14 protein-coding genes are annotated in these 15,643 nt (G+C 68.8%); 5 read left to right on the plus strand and 9 right to left on the minus strand.

Going from position 1 to position 15,643, the window contains the following annotated elements; translation table 11 throughout:
- Positions 1 to 112: 112 nt before the first annotated feature.
- From ACFW3D_RS09690 to ACFW3D_RS09700, 3 genes are all read right to left on the minus strand, one after another.
- On the minus strand, positions 113 to 862 hold the full coding sequence (locus tag ACFW3D_RS09690; protein ID WP_500503253.1) for a sulfite exporter TauE/SafE family protein: 750 nt from the start codon (positions 860 to 862) through the stop codon (positions 113 to 115).
- Between the two features lie 147 nt (positions 863 to 1,009).
- A complete protein-coding gene (locus ACFW3D_RS09695) occupies positions 1,010 to 2,374 on the minus strand; it encodes a rhodanese-like domain-containing protein (protein ID WP_500503255.1) in 1,365 nt (454 codons plus the stop codon).
- Between the two features lie 187 nt (positions 2,375 to 2,561).
- Positions 2,562 to 3,248 carry a rhodanese-like domain-containing protein gene (locus ACFW3D_RS09700; RefSeq protein ID WP_500503256.1) on the minus strand — a complete coding sequence of 229 codons (687 nt, stop codon included), beginning with the start codon at positions 3,246 to 3,248 and terminating at the stop codon, positions 2,562 to 2,564.
- A gap of 305 nt (positions 3,249 to 3,553) precedes the next feature.
- Between ACFW3D_RS09700 and ACFW3D_RS09705 the strand changes: the two genes are divergently transcribed.
- Positions 3,554 to 4,600, plus strand: a complete 1,047-nt coding sequence (locus ACFW3D_RS09705; RefSeq protein ID WP_500503258.1) for an NAD(P)/FAD-dependent oxidoreductase — start codon at positions 3,554 to 3,556, stop codon at positions 4,598 to 4,600.
- A gap of 23 nt (positions 4,601 to 4,623) precedes the next feature.
- On the opposite strand, the gene ACFW3D_RS09710 is transcribed toward ACFW3D_RS09705, so the two are convergent.
- Positions 4,624 to 5,196, minus strand: coding sequence for a helix-turn-helix domain-containing protein (locus ACFW3D_RS09710; protein ID WP_316746082.1), 573 nt, complete (start codon positions 5,194 to 5,196; stop codon positions 4,624 to 4,626).
- A gap of 36 nt (positions 5,197 to 5,232) precedes the next feature.
- On the opposite strand from ACFW3D_RS09710, the gene ACFW3D_RS09715 reads away from it, so the two are divergent.
- On the plus strand, positions 5,233 to 5,373 hold the full coding sequence (locus tag ACFW3D_RS09715) for a hypothetical protein (protein ID WP_500503260.1): 141 nt from the start codon (positions 5,233 to 5,235) through the stop codon (positions 5,371 to 5,373).
- Between the two features lie 333 nt (positions 5,374 to 5,706).
- Here ACFW3D_RS09715 and ACFW3D_RS09720 read toward each other — a convergent pair whose 3' ends face one another.
- From ACFW3D_RS09720 to ACFW3D_RS09735, 4 genes are all read right to left on the minus strand, one after another.
- Positions 5,707 to 8,226, minus strand: a complete 2,520-nt coding sequence (locus ACFW3D_RS09720; RefSeq protein ID WP_500503262.1) for a SpoIIE family protein phosphatase — start codon at positions 8,224 to 8,226, stop codon at positions 5,707 to 5,709.
- A gap of 1,446 nt (positions 8,227 to 9,672) precedes the next feature.
- A complete protein-coding gene (locus ACFW3D_RS09725) occupies positions 9,673 to 10,149 on the minus strand; it encodes a MarR family winged helix-turn-helix transcriptional regulator (RefSeq protein WP_500503264.1) in 477 nt (158 codons plus the stop codon).
- Between the two features lie 1,121 nt (positions 10,150 to 11,270).
- Positions 11,271 to 11,837, minus strand: coding sequence for an HAAS signaling domain-containing protein (locus tag ACFW3D_RS09730; protein ID WP_500503266.1), 567 nt, complete (start codon positions 11,835 to 11,837; stop codon positions 11,271 to 11,273).
- Positions 11,838 to 11,873: 36 nt separating this feature from the next.
- Positions 11,874 to 12,227, minus strand: coding sequence for a PadR family transcriptional regulator (locus ACFW3D_RS09735; RefSeq protein WP_500503268.1), 354 nt, complete (start codon positions 12,225 to 12,227; stop codon positions 11,874 to 11,876).
- Between the two features lie 209 nt (positions 12,228 to 12,436).
- Between ACFW3D_RS09735 and ACFW3D_RS09740 the strand changes: the two genes are divergently transcribed.
- Entirely contained in the window at positions 12,437 to 13,090 is a 654-nt protein-coding gene (locus ACFW3D_RS09740) for an RNA polymerase sigma factor (RefSeq protein WP_500503269.1), read from the plus strand.
- Positions 13,087 to 14,142, plus strand: a complete 1,056-nt coding sequence (locus ACFW3D_RS09745; RefSeq protein WP_500503271.1) for a CU044_5270 family protein — start codon at positions 13,087 to 13,089, stop codon at positions 14,140 to 14,142. Before ACFW3D_RS09740 ends, ACFW3D_RS09745 begins: the two co-directional genes overlap by 4 nt.
- A gap of 91 nt (positions 14,143 to 14,233) precedes the next feature.
- Here the strand turns inward: ACFW3D_RS09745 and ACFW3D_RS09750 are convergent, their stop codons facing one another.
- Positions 14,234 to 14,755, minus strand: coding sequence for a MarR family winged helix-turn-helix transcriptional regulator (locus ACFW3D_RS09750; protein WP_500503273.1), 522 nt, complete (start codon positions 14,753 to 14,755; stop codon positions 14,234 to 14,236).
- A 158-nt stretch (positions 14,756 to 14,913) separates the two neighbouring features.
- Here ACFW3D_RS09750 and ACFW3D_RS09755 point away from each other — a divergent pair, with 158 nt between their 5' ends.
- Positions 14,914 to 15,489 carry a TerD family protein gene (locus tag ACFW3D_RS09755; RefSeq protein WP_431959002.1) on the plus strand — a complete coding sequence of 192 codons (576 nt, stop codon included), beginning with the start codon at positions 14,914 to 14,916 and terminating at the stop codon, positions 15,487 to 15,489.
- Positions 15,490 to 15,643: the final 154 nt, after the last annotated feature.

Raw genomic sequence — 15,643 nt, forward strand, 5'->3', positions numbered from 1 at the left:
CCGCAACGCGCGCGATCGCCTGGTCGTGCTGCTGCTCGGACGGACCGGGCTGCGGCGCGGGCAGGCGGCCGGGCTGCGCCGCAGCGACGTGCACCTGCTGCCGGACTCGCCGTCATATCAGGGCGTCGGCGAACATGAAGGCGGCCACGGCCAGCAGGACCACGGCGAAGATGCGCTGCAGGCGGGGCGTGGAGACCTTCGCGGCGAGGCGCTTGCCGTCCCAGGCGCCCAGGATCGCGGCTGCGATAAACGGGCCGATCAACGCCCAGTCGAGCGAGGCGGCGGTGCCGGCGCGAGTGGCCAGAGAAGCCAGAGAGTTGACCGTGATGACCAACAGGCTGGTGCCGACCGCAGCGTCCATCTCGAAGGCCAGGACGGTGACCAGGGCGGGGACGGCGAGGAAGCCGCCGCCCACACCCAGCAGTCCGGTCAGCGCACCCAGGGCGGCACCGGCCCCGGCTGCCTTGCCCGGCCGTACACCGCCGTCGCTGGGGCGGTCGGTGCCGGCGGGTCGGAGCATTTTGATGGCGGAGAGGGCGGCTATGGCGGCGAAGGCGAGGGTGAGGGCGCTTTGGGGCAGGTGGGCGGTGGCGGCTCCGGCGGCGGCCGCCGGGAGGATCCCGGCGGCCGCGAACGCCGCTCCGGCCTTCCACCGCACCCGCCCGCTGCGGGCGTGCGCGTACAGGGCGGTCAGGGATGTGGCGGTGACGATGATCAGAGCGGCGGTGGTGGCCGCGGCGGGGGTGAAGCCGAGCAGGTAGATCAGCGCAGGTACCGCCAGGACGCTGCCACCGCCGCCCAGAGCGCCGAGGACCAGCCCCACGACGGCTCCGGCGGCCAAGGCCAAGATCAGGGCAGTCACGCTATTCGCCCGCTGCGTCGGCTGCGGCGAAGCGCTCGCAGCGCGGCCCCGGTGTCGAGGGGGTGGACCTGTTCGAGGCCGGGGAGGTGGCCGGGAGTGTGGCAGAGGAGGAACATCACATGCCTTCGTGCGGGTGGAAGAGGGATGTCAGGGCCGGGTGATGCGCAGGCCCGTGTCGGCGGCGGCGTCGAAGCCGTCGTCGACGGCGACGACCTCTCGTCCGGTCGCCTCCAGGAGTGAAGCGGCGATCGCCGCCCGCATCCCGCCGGCGCAGTGCACCCACACCGTGCCGTCCGGCACCTCGCCGGCCCGGCCGTGCAGCTCGTGGAGGGGAATGTGCGTCGAGCCCTCGATGAAGCCGTTTGCACGTTCGGAGTCCCGGCGCACATCCAGCACCACCAGGTCTTCGCCGTGCTCGTGTGCATCGGCGAGGGCGGCGAAGCTGGCGCGGGGGAAGGCGGCGAGCCGTTCTCCGTGGCGGACCCAGGTGGCTGGATCCCCGGTGGCGGCGGCGGCCGGGCGGTCGATGCCGACCCGGGTCAGCTCGCGCTGCGCGTCGGCGATCTGCGCCGGCGTGTCGCCAAGGAGGGTGACCGGCTTGCCCCAGGGGATCAGCCATGCCAGGTAGGTGGCCAGCTTGCCGGCGCCCTCGAAGTTGAACGAGCCGGCCACATGGCCGTCGGCGAAGGCGACCCGGTTGCGTAGATCCACCACCCACTCTCCCGCCGCCAGCCGCTCGGCGATCTGTGCGGCGTCGGCGGGCTCGGGCGGGGTCAGGTCGACGGGCGCGGCCCCGGCGCTGTTGGCCGGGCCCATGTGCGTGTAGTAGGCGGGCACGTTCTCCAGCCCGGCCAAGACCTGCTTCACGAAGTCGTCGACGTCCAGGGTGAAGGCGTCGTTGCCGGCGCGTTCCTGGCCGATCGTGCTCGCGTCGCCCTCGGCCTGGGAGGAGGAGCAGAAGCTGCCGAAGCCGTGGGTGGGCAGGACGGGCACCTCGTCGTCGAGCGTTGCCGCCAGCCGGTGGACGGAGGCGTGCTGCGCGCGGGCGAGCTGCTCGGTCAGTCGCGGGTCCACCAGGTCGGGGCGTCCCACGGAGCCGATCAGCAGCGAGCCGCCCGTGAAGGCGGCCACCGCTCTTCCCTCCTCCTCCAGGACGTAGGAGGTGTGGTGCGGGGTGTGGCCCGGGGTGGCTATCGCACGCAGCACCAGGGCCTCGTCCACCTCGGACGTGTTTCCGTCCGCGACAGGGGTGCGGGGGAAGGCGACGTGGGCGTCGGCCGGGACGAGGTAGCGGGCTCCGGTGAGGCGGGCCAGCTCCAGCCCGCCGGTGACGTAGTCGTTGTGCACGTGCGTCTCCGCCACGTAGGCGATGCGCACTCCCCGCTGCGCGGCGAGGGCGATCACCTGGTCTACGTCGCGCGGCGGGTCGATCGCGACCGCCGCTCTTTGACCCCCGGCGAGATAGCTGCGGTTGCCCAGCCCCTCGAATTCCAGCGTTTCAACAAAAAACATGGTTGGCTCCTCTCCGGGATGGCGCACCCGGATAATTCCGTCTCGCGAAGCCGCCGCAGTTCCGGAAAATCGCACCACGCCGAAACCGTTCGGCGATGGCGAATTTCCGAAGACTGCGAGCGGACGGCGACTCGCCGGCCTCACGCTGGCGGAGATATGCAGCGGCTACCTGTCGGTGCTGCTGTGGTCAGCTCTTACGCGCCGCTGCTGGGCGATCACCGTTGTTCGCCGCGTTCTCGCTTTCGGGAAGGACGACCGGCAGTCCCGCTGCTTCCCACGCCTCAAGGCCGCCCGTCACGCTGTAGACGGAGGATCGGCCTGCGCGGATCGCCTGCGCGCCGCCTTGCGCGCTGCGGTTGCCCGTGCGGCAGACGAAGGCCAGCGGGCCGTCAGGCAGGTCCGGCAGCGATGCCGGCAACGTGCTGAGCGCAGCGTGGAGGGCACCGGCCGGGCGGCGCGCTGCCCATTCGTCCTCTTCACGGACGTCGATCAGCGTGAGTTCCCCGTCCTCGGCGCGGCGGTGGGCCTCGGCAGGAGACAGGCCGGCGGGCGTGTGGCCCTCGTCGGGCCTGGGCTCCCGCGTGGGCAGGACGGTTCGGATTGCCTCGTAGTTCGAAGCGTGGGCGACGGCTATCTGCTGTCCCAGCATCGGGCAGACGTTCATCGCCTCTTCCCAGTGGCGGGTGGACTCCCATTCCGCCACGTTGACGAGGGAGAACTTGCTCCCAGGGACGATGGTGCGGAACATGTAGGTCCGGAGGAAACCGGGCTGCGCCGCCATCACCTCCGCGGCATCCTGCCATGCGGCGAGATATGAGGCTTCTTTCTCCTCGTCGATCTCGATCGGAATGATCACGACGTGGCGATTTTCCATCTGCTGCTTCCTCAAGTATTTCGACTGCCGACATGCCGCTCAAGCCGGAGGGATTCCCGGCGAATGCGGGAAGACGACCGAGTCCCGGTGACACCGGCTTTCGGTTGTGCGCCGGGCCGGTCTGAATGCAGCTTGCACATGCGTGTCTGCGGGCGGCGACTTCTCTTGCTGGACTGGCAAGATCGTCGGTGCGGCCCGACAGGCCCGGCCGATCGTCGGTCATCACCGTCGCCGGGATACCGGCGATTCTTGCCAGGACAGCATGAACCTTTGTCGCATCCGTGGCGCCGCCGCACGCTGAGGGCATGAGCGACTTCGAGTTGATACGAGATGGTGGAAAGCCCTGGGACGTCGTGGTGGTCGGAGGCGGGACCGCCGGCCTGTCCGGGGCTTTGAATCTGGCCCGGGTGCGCCGGTCGGTCCTGGTCATCGACAAGGGCGAGCCCCGCAACGCCCCGGCTGCCGGGGCCCATGGCCTGCTCGGCCGCGAGGGCATCTCTCCCTTGGAGCTGCTGCGGCTCGGGCGCGCGGAAGTCGCCTCGTACGGCGGTCGTGTCGTGTCGGGGCAGGTCGCGGGGATCTCCCAGGACGGTGCAGGTTTCTGGGTCGACATCGAGGGCGGGCAGCGCGTACGCGCCCGCAGAGTGCTGGTGACCACTGGTCTGGTCGATGCGCTGCCGGACGTGCCGGGGCTGGCCGAACGGTGGGGGCGGGACGTGCTGCACTGCGTGTACTGCCATGGCTGGGAAGTCCGGGACAAGGTCATCGGGGTCCTCGGCAACTTCCATCAGGCACTGCTGTTCCGTCAGATGTCCAAGGACGTCACGCTGTTTCTGCACACCGGAACGGAGCTGGCCGACGAGCAGTGGGAGCAGTTGGCCGCTCTCGGTGTCGGCGTGGTCGACGGTGAGATCACCGCTCTGGAGGTCGACGGCCAGGACCAGCTGGCGGGGGTGCGGCTGGCGTCGGGAAAGGTGGTGGCGGTCCAGGAACTGGTGGTCGCACCCCGGTTCCTGGCCCGCGCCGGCTTCCTGCGGGACCTGGGCGTGACGATGCAGGAACACCCCATGGGCCTGGGAGAGCAGCTCCGGGTGGATGCGTCCGGGTTCACCGGTGTGCCGGGCGTGTGGGCCGCGGGCAACGTCAGCGATGTGCTGGCCGGAGTTCCCGCCGCGGCAGCAGCCGGAACCACCGCAGCCGCCGCCATCCACATGGACCTGCTGAAGGCCGACGCAGAAGCCGCTGCCCGCGCGGCTAAGGGGGGCGGCGCGTTCAGCGCAGAGATGGAGGCCGAGGTGTCACGGAGGGTGCAGGGCGACCGCGTGCACGGGCTGGACTCCCTCAGGGGCTGAGCATCACGCCCTCGCCGCAAGGATCAGGTGGCGCGGACCCGCAGGTGGGCCCGTTCTCCCTGGCGTCCGAGCAGGATGAGGAGTTCGACGGCCTGGTCGCCGTCAGCACCGATCCAGTGCGGCACGTGCGTGTCGAACTCCGCGGCCTCGCCCGCCTTCAGGCTCAGGCTCTGCTCCCCCAGCAGCAGCCTGAGCCGCCCGGAGAGCACATAGATCCACTCAAAACCGTCGTGGGTCTGCAGCTCCGGCTCGCTCTGAGACGCAGGTGAAATGAGCAGCTTGTAAGCCTGGACGCCACCGGGATCGCTCAGGGGCACCAACGTCATGCCGTCCCGGGTCACCGGCCGCAGATGAATGCGCGGGTCTCCCGTACGGGGCGCGCCCACGAGATAGTCCAGAGGCACCGCGTACACCTCGGCCAGTGGCAACAGCAGCTCCAAAGTCGGCTTGCGACTACCGCTCTCCAGACGAGACAGGGTGCTCTCGCTGATACCGGTCTGCCGGCCGAGCTCAGCCAGCGTGATCCCCCGCCGACGACGCAGCTCCCGCAGACGGGGCCCGACCGCACCCACAACGTCCTTCTTCGCGCTGTTCACACCCTGATACTGCCTGAAACAGCACAGCCCTTCCCAATGCAGGTTCGAGCAGCAACTGAGCAGTCCGCGACGGGGATGTTCGACGACGGCTCGACGGTGGAAGTGCCGGTGCAGGCCTTGGCGATCGCCAGGGCCTGCACGGTCTTCCTCGCGGCGGGGAACACCCTTCAGATGTAGCCGGCAGCAATCGCCACGGCCCAAGGCGCGCGGCTCATGATGATGAACGTCGAGCCGACGCATAGCCCACAGCTGTTGCATAAGCTATGGTCACGGACACCGGCGCTGAGCTGTCCAAACTCTCTCGCGCCGCATCTCCAGCCCCAGAGAATCCGCTATGTTTGAAGACCGTAGCGAGCGCAGTCGCTTCGCTGTCGGCGCCCTCGGAGAGCAGGCGAACGGTGGCGAAGTTCGACTTGATCAGATCCTCATCCGCAACTGCGCCGCGGGAACAGCCGGGCCTGCCGCTCAGGCCGTAGCTTCTGGTGAAAGTTGAGCGGGTTCGACGCGCGCTCAACGTCGGGCAATGCCGCGCCGCTCTCCTCCGTCTCGGTCGGGGCTGTACTCGGCAGGCAATCCGCTGGGGACGGCGGATTCCGGTTCCGAAGATCGCGACGGCTCGGGCTTGGAGGGAAGCGGCTGCTCGCACCAAATGGTCTTGCCGCCCCGGGCATGGCGGGTGCCCCAGCGCTGAGTTAGCTGCGCGACCAACAGCAGACCTCGGCCGCCCTCGTCGAATGTGCGGGCGCGCCGCAGATGGGGCGCGGTGTTGCTGCTGTCCGAGACCTCACAGATCAGCGTGGTGTCTCGGATGAGCCGCAGCTGAATGGGCGGAGTGCCATAGCGGATCGCGTTCGTTACGAGTTCGCTCACCACCAATTCGGTGATGAAGGATGACTCCTCCAGCTGCCAAGCCTCTAGCTGCTCGGTGGCGAGGGCGCGGGCATGTGCCACATGTTCCGGTTCAGACGGGATGGCCCAGCTAGCGACCTGTTCGCAGGGGAGAGCGCTGGCCCGGGCGAGGAGCAGCACGACATCGTCCTCGGGAGGACCGGTGAGCAAGGTCTCCATAACGTTCGAACAGGTGGCTTCCAATGAGCCCGCTGCGGTCGCCAGCGCCTGACGCAACAGGGTGAGGCCCTCGCTGATGTCCTTCCTGCCGGAGTGAACCACGAGTCCGTCGCTGTACAGGGCCAGGGTGCTGCCCTCTTCGAGGTCGAGCTCGATGTTCTCGAAGGGTAGATCTGCAACTCCCACGGGGGGCCCGATCTCCCCGGCGACAGACTCCACTGCGCCGTCCTTGTAGATGAGGAATGGCAGGGGGTGGCCGGCACTCGCAAGGGTGCAGTGGCGAGAAATAGGGTCGTAAATGGCGTATAGGCATGTTGCTCCACGTATCTCGCTCGTGTCTCCATCGCCCAGGTGGGCGACGAGGTCATCCAGGTGGGTGAGCAGCTCGTCGGGCGGGAGGTCGACGTCGGCGAGTGTGCGCACTGCCGTGCGCAGCCGCCCCATGGTGGCGGATGCCTGGATCCCGTGGCCAACGATGTCGCCCACGACCAGCGCTACTCGTGTGCCGGACAAGGGGATGACGTCGAACCAGTCTCCGCCCACGCCCGCACGCGTTCCCGTGGGGAGGTACCGGTAGGCGACGTCAACGGCAGAGTGATCGGGGGGGTGCTGCGGCAGTAGAGCGTGCTGCAACGTGAGCGCGCTCTCGCGCTCGTGGGCGTACCTGCGGGCGTTGTCGATGGCGACGGCGGCTTTGACAGCCAGTCCCTCGGCGTCGGAAAGATCTGGCGCGGCGAACGGTGCGGTGCGGGAGCGCCAGAACGTGACCATCCCCAGCAGGGCTCCTTGCGTAACCAAGGGGACAGAGATCATCGAATTGATCCCGGACCAAAGGAGCTTGCTTCCTTCCTGCGGCCCGTCGGAGGCAAGAGTGTAGGCGCGCAGATCGTCCGCGAGAACCGCCTCCCGGAGGAAACCAGGGCCCTTTTCTGACGGCACGTGGCACTGGACTACGGTGCCGACCGGATCCAATGGCACTCTGTTGTGAATACCGCCTAGGGCCACGCGCTGCAGGGGTGGTGAGTCGTCAGCGGCCCCCGGCTCAGCACTCTGCAGAACGGAAACAACTAGGTCTACGGAGGCAAAATCGGCGAAGCCGGGTACGGCTACATCGACCAGTTCCTGAGCGGTGCGCATAACATCCAAAGTGGTGCCGACTGCCACGCTCGCTTCGTAGAGCAATTTGACGCGTCGGTAGGCTTGCTGTGCCTGTCCAAGAGTTCTCTCCAGCGAATTGGCCATGGTATTAAAGGCCGCCTCCAAGAGGCCGATCTCGTGCCTTCCGGTCGTGGGCATCCGGGCGCTGAGCTCACCCGAGGCGAGTCGCGTGGCCACGACGGCAGCCCTGCGGATGGGCTGGACCACGACCCGGGTGACGTATGCGGCGTATCCGGCGATGACGAGGGTTGCACATACGGTGCCCGCGGCCGCCACAGCTTTTGCTCGGCCGGCACTCGCGTCAGCAGCGGACTCGCTTGCCACGACGTCGGACTGTTCCACTGCGACGTATTTGCGTAGCAGGCTTCTGAACGCGTCGATCCTGCGTCGGCCGTCGAGTGTCGCCGCCTGGCTGCGGACTTGTGGGTCTCCATGTTGCGCCCTATCGACCAGGGGGTTTGAATATTCGTCGATGAACGACTGGCCAGCCCGACTGATCTGCAGGGCTAGGTCCCTTTCCGTGGGGATACGGCTGGAGCGAACGAGATTTTCGGCCTGCGCGGGGAAACGGGATTGCGCAACCTTCCATCGCTCAAGGAATTGAGACTGCTTCGTGAGGATGAAGCCACGCTGGTTCGAGTCGACGTCGACGATGAGGCTGCCGACCCGTCGGCTCTGAGCAAGAGCGGCGTGAGACTGTCGTTCTGCCAGTCCAGTCTCGCGTAGGTTGTCGCCCGACCAAATAAGGAGCGCGAAGACAGCACTGATCAACACTGTGAGTAGCCCGCTGGCTATCGCGGTCACCTGGGCGAGACCTCGTCGGGTTCGCCTGGCATGGTTGTCCCTGGGCATGGGCCCTCCCGTCCGCTGCCGCTGCGGTCATGGCCGTCGGGTGGCCAGCGGTTGTGAGGCTGAAGATGTCGCCTTACTGGTTTGGCAACGCCTCGCCAGCCGAGGCGGAGCGCCCACCGCCTTCCCTGCTCGCTCCGTTGCCGGCCCACCAAACAGGCTCGGCCGGATCGCTGACCATGTCTTCCTGAGCGTCGGCCGCTGACTTCCAGGGGCGCGTTGACTGCTTCGCACCTGCCCGAGGCGCTACTCGTCACCGAGGACGCCAGCCGCTGGGCAGGTTCCATTGCCGAGCGCGCGGCACTGGCAGTGAACGTGAGTGGCCTTGACCATGGCAGCGGCTCTCGCAGAGAAATTCAGGCGACTCGCAGTCCGTGAGGGGGGTCATGGGCGGTGCGTTCGCGACAGTCGGCAACGATGAGGCTGTAGAAAGGCCGACCTGAGCCATCGGTGGACCCAGGGTCGTGGCTTCCCAATCCGTACGACCGCGTAGGCGTGCGAATGTGCGCGTTAGCGGGGATCGATGACTGTCGTGTTTCTCTGCGGCCATGCTCCATCCCTATCTCCGGGGGTACCGCCGAAGGGGTGCGGGGCTGAGCTGGTCGGTGTCCGGCCCTTCGGGGCTGCACGCAGACGGGCGTAGAGAAAAGCCGTCCTGGAGCTGCAGCTCCAGGCAGCGGCCGCAACCGGTTCTCACCGGGACCCTTGGCTCACATCTCACCACCCTCTTGTAGTCCTTCAAGGTAATTTGTGATGGTTCAAGAAGCTACAACTGCTCACACCTTTTGCGTAACCTTGAGGTTTAGAAGCGGTTGAGCCGCCCGCGACCGCGGTGCCCATGAGGGTCGGCACTGCAGCAGATGGAAGTCGCCGCTCGCCGAACGAGATCGGCGACCAAGGCGCGGTGTAGTCGCATGGTCGTGCAAGTAGACGCCGCGTCGCTGCGTACTCGGTGCCGAAACCAGCCAACGCGGTCGTCGCTGTGGCGCTCGCCCGGCGTGAGCGGGCGCCGCCGCCGATCACCAGCGTCTTCGCGCACCCCGGCTACAGCAGCACGCCGATGCAGAGCGAAGGCACCGACGTCTCGGGGACCGTCATCGCGTGTCCGGCAGGTTCTTCGCCTCGAGTCCGGAATGGGGTCGAACCCGGTGGCAAGGGCGGACGATCCGGTCGGCAGCGGGTCAGGACCCGGAACTCGGACGCCGCCTGTGGGAGCGTTCGCAGCAACTGACCGGCGTCCGCCGGCACACTGCCATACGCCGTCCGCGCCATTCGGGGCCGCACGCCGGGCCCGCCGGTGCTCTGCCCCACCCCAGAGCTCCTGCACGGCCTGCTTCCACCCTCGGATCACGAACCCGTAGCAGGCCGGCCCGGGCGGACATGACCGTCGGTGCGGTCGCGTCAGGAGGCGATGCTCGCCAGGGCCGCGGCGAGCGCCTTGAGGTCCAGGCCGTCGAGGTGGTCGAGGAAGCGACGCCGCACGGAGGCGAGATTGGTCGGCCATGCCTCCCGTAGCCGGGCGAGGCCCGCGTCAGTGAGGACTGCGTTCCAGCCGCGGGCGTCCTGGGTGTCCTTGACGCGCTGGACGAGCCCGTCGCCCTGCAGTCGGTGGACCGCCCGTGTCATCCCGCTGACCGACCGCTCGCAGGCGACGGCGAGATCACTCATCCGCATCTGCCGCCCCGGTGCCTCGGATAGGTGCATCAGGGCCATGTACTCGGTCAGCGGAAGCCGCTGCTCGCGGACTAGATCCGCGTCCATGGCGCGGGGGAGTGCGTAGATGACGCGGTGCAGCGACCGGACGACCGCCTCTTCGTCCGGGTTGAGGGGCGTAGTCCCCTCCGGGACCGCTTCCTGCTGCGGCATGACGTCAGGCATGGCATCAGATTACTTGACGCGTAAAGTAAGCGAGCGCTCTTTAATGCGAGGCGGGTATGAGGTAGGGCTGCGGCGCCGAGTCCGAATGGTGCCTCGCTCGGGATGCGACCTGGCATGAGCTGGTCCGTGGGAAACGATCTTGATGTTCGCGGGAAACGATCTCCCCTGGCTCTGCGTAAGCCGCTGATCGGCGCATTTCGTCGGTGCCCCACACAGGAGTACCGACGAAACGGGCTCCGGACAGTGACGAAGGTCGCAGTCCGGGGTCCGTTTCTCGTGTTGACCGAGGGGTCGTCCTGCCGGCTGGGGCGGTCGCCGCATTCCTCACGTGCTGGAGCCCTCTCGCTGGCCGCTTGCGGTCACCGAGGGGGCTCTTTCGTATCCGCGATGATCAATTGTGAGGCACGTCACTCAAGTGGCGGGTGCCAGGTGGCCGGTTGGCGTCCAGGTGCCAAGGGGTTTCGTCTTGCGTCTGCGGTTGGTGCGCCTGATGGGGCGCTGTCCGCGGATGGGCCGGGATCGTGAGGATTCGATGGTCTCGGCGAGCGGGCTCTTGGCGAAGCCGTTGAAGCCCTCGGCGCTGTTGCGGAGGCGGAAGCAGATCTTCTGCCGCTGTTCGTCGCCGTAGTCCAGGGCCCGCCAGTGCTCGGCTCCTTCTTCTGGGGCGAGCGTGATCGCGCGCGGCCGTCAGACCTCGAGGGGCCCGATCGGACTGGGCTGCGGGTCGACGAGCGGGAGGTGGGCGCCGCGCCCGAGGACGTGGGGCTTGAGCGGGGCACTGCACCTTGCCTGCCTCGGCCGGGCACATCATGCGCTGGTGGCCTTCGGCGTCCTCTCTTGCTTCGGGCGTGAGGCGGTACGGCTTGCGGGCGGCGATGCGGGAGAGGGCCTCGGCCTGGGCGTGTTCGCCGCCGCACGCACCCGTGAACCGGCCGGCCCGTCGTGCCCGGCAGTTGGGGAGGGGATCAACCGGAGCTCCCCTGCCCGCCCGCTTCGCGTGTCCTCACCCGGCCCGCTGCGAGCCGCCGAACTTGTGCAAGCAGCCGGGCCTGCTGCGGATTGGGCGGACCTGCACTGTGCGTGGTCCGTCACGCATTTGATGAGACCGGCGACATCGGTCGTCAGGGAGACAGATGGCGCCCGGCTCGGAAGAGGTATACCGATGCCGCCGCCGGGACCAGCGTGATGGCGGCGAGAAGGGTGAGCAGCACCGGTTCGTTGAGCCGCCCCGCTGTCGCGAAGGCCAGGCCGGCAAGCGCGGCGCCCATGGGCACGAGAAGCGCGGCCGCGGTGCCGATGGTCTTGTGGCGTCTGCTCCAGTGAGGCGCTTTCCACAACAGCACGACGCCCGCGATCATCGCTATGCCCCCGAGGAGGGGGCTGGCGCCCACGATGAGGCCGGCCACCGGCAGCAGGATCAACGGGGCCAGGCTGTACCACTTGCTGACCGGAGGTGCGGCGGCCTCGCCTTCCCGGGCCGTGGCCACGATGGTGCGGGGGTCGCCGAGGCGATCCAGTACGGCCCTTACCTCGGCTTCGTTCCGGGCCGGGCGCTCGGCGAGGGCCACCTCGATGTGCTCGGTCAGATCGGCAAGAAGTTCATTGCGGCGCTCTGGCGGCAGGGTTGCGGCCTCGCGTGCCGCAGCTGCCAGGTAGGCCACCACAAGGGGATGTTCGATGCTCTGCACAGTGGATCTCCGAATGGAAGGTGCGAAGTAGGTCGTTCAATCAGCGATGAAGCGGTCCACGGCGGCGCGGAAGTGCGGCCAGATCTCGGTGAACTCCGCCAGCGCCGCCTCGCCCTGGGGAGTGAGCACGTAGTAGCGGCGCGGCGGCCCGCTCGGGGACTCCTGCCATGTGGTGTCCACCAAGCCGTCACGGCGCAGCCGGGCCAGCAGGGGATAGATGGTCCCTTGGCTGGTGGTCATCACGCTGACCGCGCCAAGGATCTCCAGCAGCTCCACTCCGTAGCGAGCGCCGTTCCGCAGGAGCCCCAGGACGCAGTACTCCAGCACTCCTTTGCGGAGCTGACTTTCAGCCTTCCCTGAGCCGCCGTTACTTGCCACATCAGGTTCCATGCATTGCATGGTATCTGGGAGGCCGATGTACGTCCAAGCCGCCTGGGTCCTCCGGGATCCAGGCGCAGATGGTGCTGGAGTCGTGGCCTTCGAGGGGGCTGCCGGCAGGTGCCGGATGCGTCCGTGGGCGTGTGCTTCCATGACTTTCACGCATCCCCGGCAGCTGTGTGACAGCGGACACAGGAACTCGGCCGGGGCGGCGGAGGGTAATGAATGTGACGCAAAGAGAACCGGCGGAGTCGCCGCGTGGGCGCATACGTGCGGGAGACCGTTCCGCCTTCGCCGACCTGTACGAGCAAAACGCGCGAGCGGTCTACAACCACGCGCTGCGGTTGACCGGAAGCTGGTCGGAGGCCGAGGACGTCCTGTCCGAGACGTTCCTCGCCGCATGGCGCGTGCGGGAGACCGTGGAGCCCGAGGGCGGCTCCCTCACCCCGTGGCTGCTGGGCATCGCCACGTACAAGGCTCACAACGCCAACCGCGGACTGCGGCGCAAGCTCGCCTTCCTCGCGCGCAGCCCGGAGCCCCGCCCCGTCGAGGACTTCGCGGACGAGACGGCCGGCCGGATCGACGACGCACGCCGCCTGGCCGCCGTGCACGACACGCTGCGCCGGCTGCGCCGCCAGGACAGGGAAGTGATCGCCCTGTGCGTGGCGGCCGGGCTGGACTACCGGCAGGCCGCCGAGGCTCTGAACATCCCGGTCGGCACCGTGCGCTCGCGGCTCTCACGCGCCCGGAACCGACTGGCCGGGCTGAGTGCCGCACCGGCGTCCGGCACGAGGGTGGAACCGGACGGCGCCCGCGGAGGGATAGAGAGCGAGGCCGCGTTCGCGGCGCTCTTTCTGCAGGAGGAAACCCCATGAACGCCGAGTATCCGCACGGCACCGGCTCCGCCCGGAGTGCCGCGGAAGAACTGCTGGCGGCCTCGCCCGTCTGGGACCTCTCGCCGAGCCGTCACCTCCACCACAAGGAAGCTCTGATGCAACAGATCGACCAGGACAGCATCTCCGACGCCCGGACGCCGATGGCACGGCTCAGCCGTCGGCTCCGCCCGGCGATGGTCCTGCCCGTGGCAGCCGCGCTGACCGGAGTGCTGGTCGTCACCGCGTCCGGCGGTGACCACACCTCCGCCCCGCGTCGGCCCTCCGCCGCCGGGCCGGCGAAGGACAACGGCGCGGCCGTCACCCTCGACCGGATCGCCGCCGCCGCCATGTCACGCGACGTGAAGCCGGTGAAGGACGGCCAGTTCGTGTACGTCGCGTTCCTGAGCCGCGAGAACAAGGGCGCCCTGAACGGCCCGGTCCGGCTCGGTGCGCCGGGCAAGCACGAGGTGTGGACCGCCCAGGGCTCCGGCCCCACCACCAGGACGGGGTGGATCCGCGACACGGGCAAGGACGCGGTCATGCCCGGCGAACTGGTCCCCATCGTCAGCACCTCGCCCGTGGGCGCGGGCCTGGACCACGCCACCTACAAGTGGCTGGCCGCGCTGCCCACGGACCCCGAGGCCCTGCGCACCCTGCTCTACGCCCAGACCGAGCCCTGGGGCGACCTGTCGCAGGACGAGACCGTCTTCCGGAACGTCGGTGAGCTGCTGCGCTCGACGATCATGCCGCCCGCCACCGCCTCCGCGCTGTACAAGGTCGTCGAGAAGATCCCCGGAGTCACCGTGGTGCCCGACGCCGTCGACGCGGCGGGCCGTCACGGCATCGGCATCACGCGCCAGGACCCCGGGTCCTCCACCCGGGACGAATGGATCTTCAACAAGAAGACCCTCGCCTACCTCGGCTCGCGGTCCTACATGACCGCGCACAAGGGCACCGGCGGTAGCGCCGACACGTTGTACGGCATCGACGCCGTCATGGCGAGCGGTGTCGTCGACAGCCCCGGGAAGGTCTCCGCCGACGCCGGGCGCTGACCCCGGAAGTATCCGGGGCGTGCGGTCGGCTGGGAACCGCGTCGCCAGGGCGGTCGCCGCGGCCGACCGCCGTGGCACGCGTGCGTGAGGGTCACCAGCCGACGTGACGGGCGTCGTGCTCGCCGACGGGGGGTTCGCCGCCGGCCTCGGCGAAGGCCTGGAGGGCGTGGACGAGGTGGCGGCGCTGTCCCGGGGGCATGACGTCGACGATGCGGGCGATCTCGGTCCGGCGGCGCTCCGTGACGTCGTTCACAGTGCGCCGCCCGGTCGCGGTCAGCGAGATGACGGTCGTGCGCCGGTCGGTGGGTGAGGTGTCGCGCGCGACCATGTCGATCGCCACGAGGCGGTCCAGCATGCGCAGCGCCGTGGAGGGTTGGACGCCGAGCTCCGCGGCGAGCTGCGAGAGGTTCAGCGCCCCGTGGGTCTCCAGGACGACCAGCATGCGCAGTTGGGGCAGGGCCAGCGCCTCCTCCACCGCGGCCAGCGAGCGGGCGGAGACCGCGACGAGGAGCCGCGACGCGGTCAGCAGGGCGCTGACCATCTCCTCGGCGGTGCCCCCGGGGTCGTCGGCGCCGGGGGAGGAGTCGGACGAAGCACGGGAGCCGGTGGCCATGGGTCCTTTCTACCGCTCCCGCCGCCGTCGTACGGGTGTGTACGGCACTCAGGTGAACGGGTGCGGCGCCGGGAACCCGCGCCCCGGCAGAGCCGTTGAGCGATTGGGCAAAGGAATCGTCAAGGGGCGCGGCCCGCGCCGGAATGAGCAGGGATCCCATGGGTGTCAGCCTCTCCAAGGGCGGCAATGTCTCGCTGACGAAGGAGGCCCCGGGACTGACCGCGGTCACCGTCGGTCTGGGCTGGGACGTCCGTACGACCACCGGCACCGACTTCGACCTCGACGCGAGCGCGCTCCTGGTCAACGCCGAGAGCAAGGTCGTCTCGGACAAGCACTTCGTGTTCTTCAACAACCTGAAGAGCCCGGAGGGCTCGGTGGAGCACACCGGCGACAACCTCACCGGCGAGGGTGAGGGCGACGACGAGCAGGTGAAGGTGAACCTGGCCACCGTGCCGGCCGAGGTCGAGAAGATCGTCTTCCCGGTGTCGATCTACGACGCCGAGAGCCGCCAGCAGTCGTTCGGCCAGGTGCGCAACGCCTTCATCCGCGTGGTGAACCAGGCCGACAACAACGAGCTCGCCCGCTACGACCTGTCCGAGGACGCCTCCACGGAGACGGCGATGGTCTTCGGCGAGCTGTACCGCAACGGCGCCGAGTGGAAGTTCCGCGCCGTCGGCCAGGGTTACGCCTCGGGCCTGCGCGGCATCGCGCAGGACTTCGGCGTGAACCTCTGAGGCAGCCGTACGCCCGGGCGTACGGGCACGTACGACGGAGGGGCCGCGTGGCGCACGCCACGCGGCCCCACGGGGGTGCGGGGCGTCCGTGCCGGGACGGGGGTGAGGCGAAGCGCCCCGCGAGATCCATGGACATGGAGGCGGCCTGTTAGTT

This window comes from Streptomyces sp. NPDC058864, from assembly GCF_042742985.1.
In the GTDB taxonomy this organism is placed as follows: domain Bacteria; phylum Actinomycetota; class Actinomycetes; order Streptomycetales; family Streptomycetaceae; genus Actinacidiphila.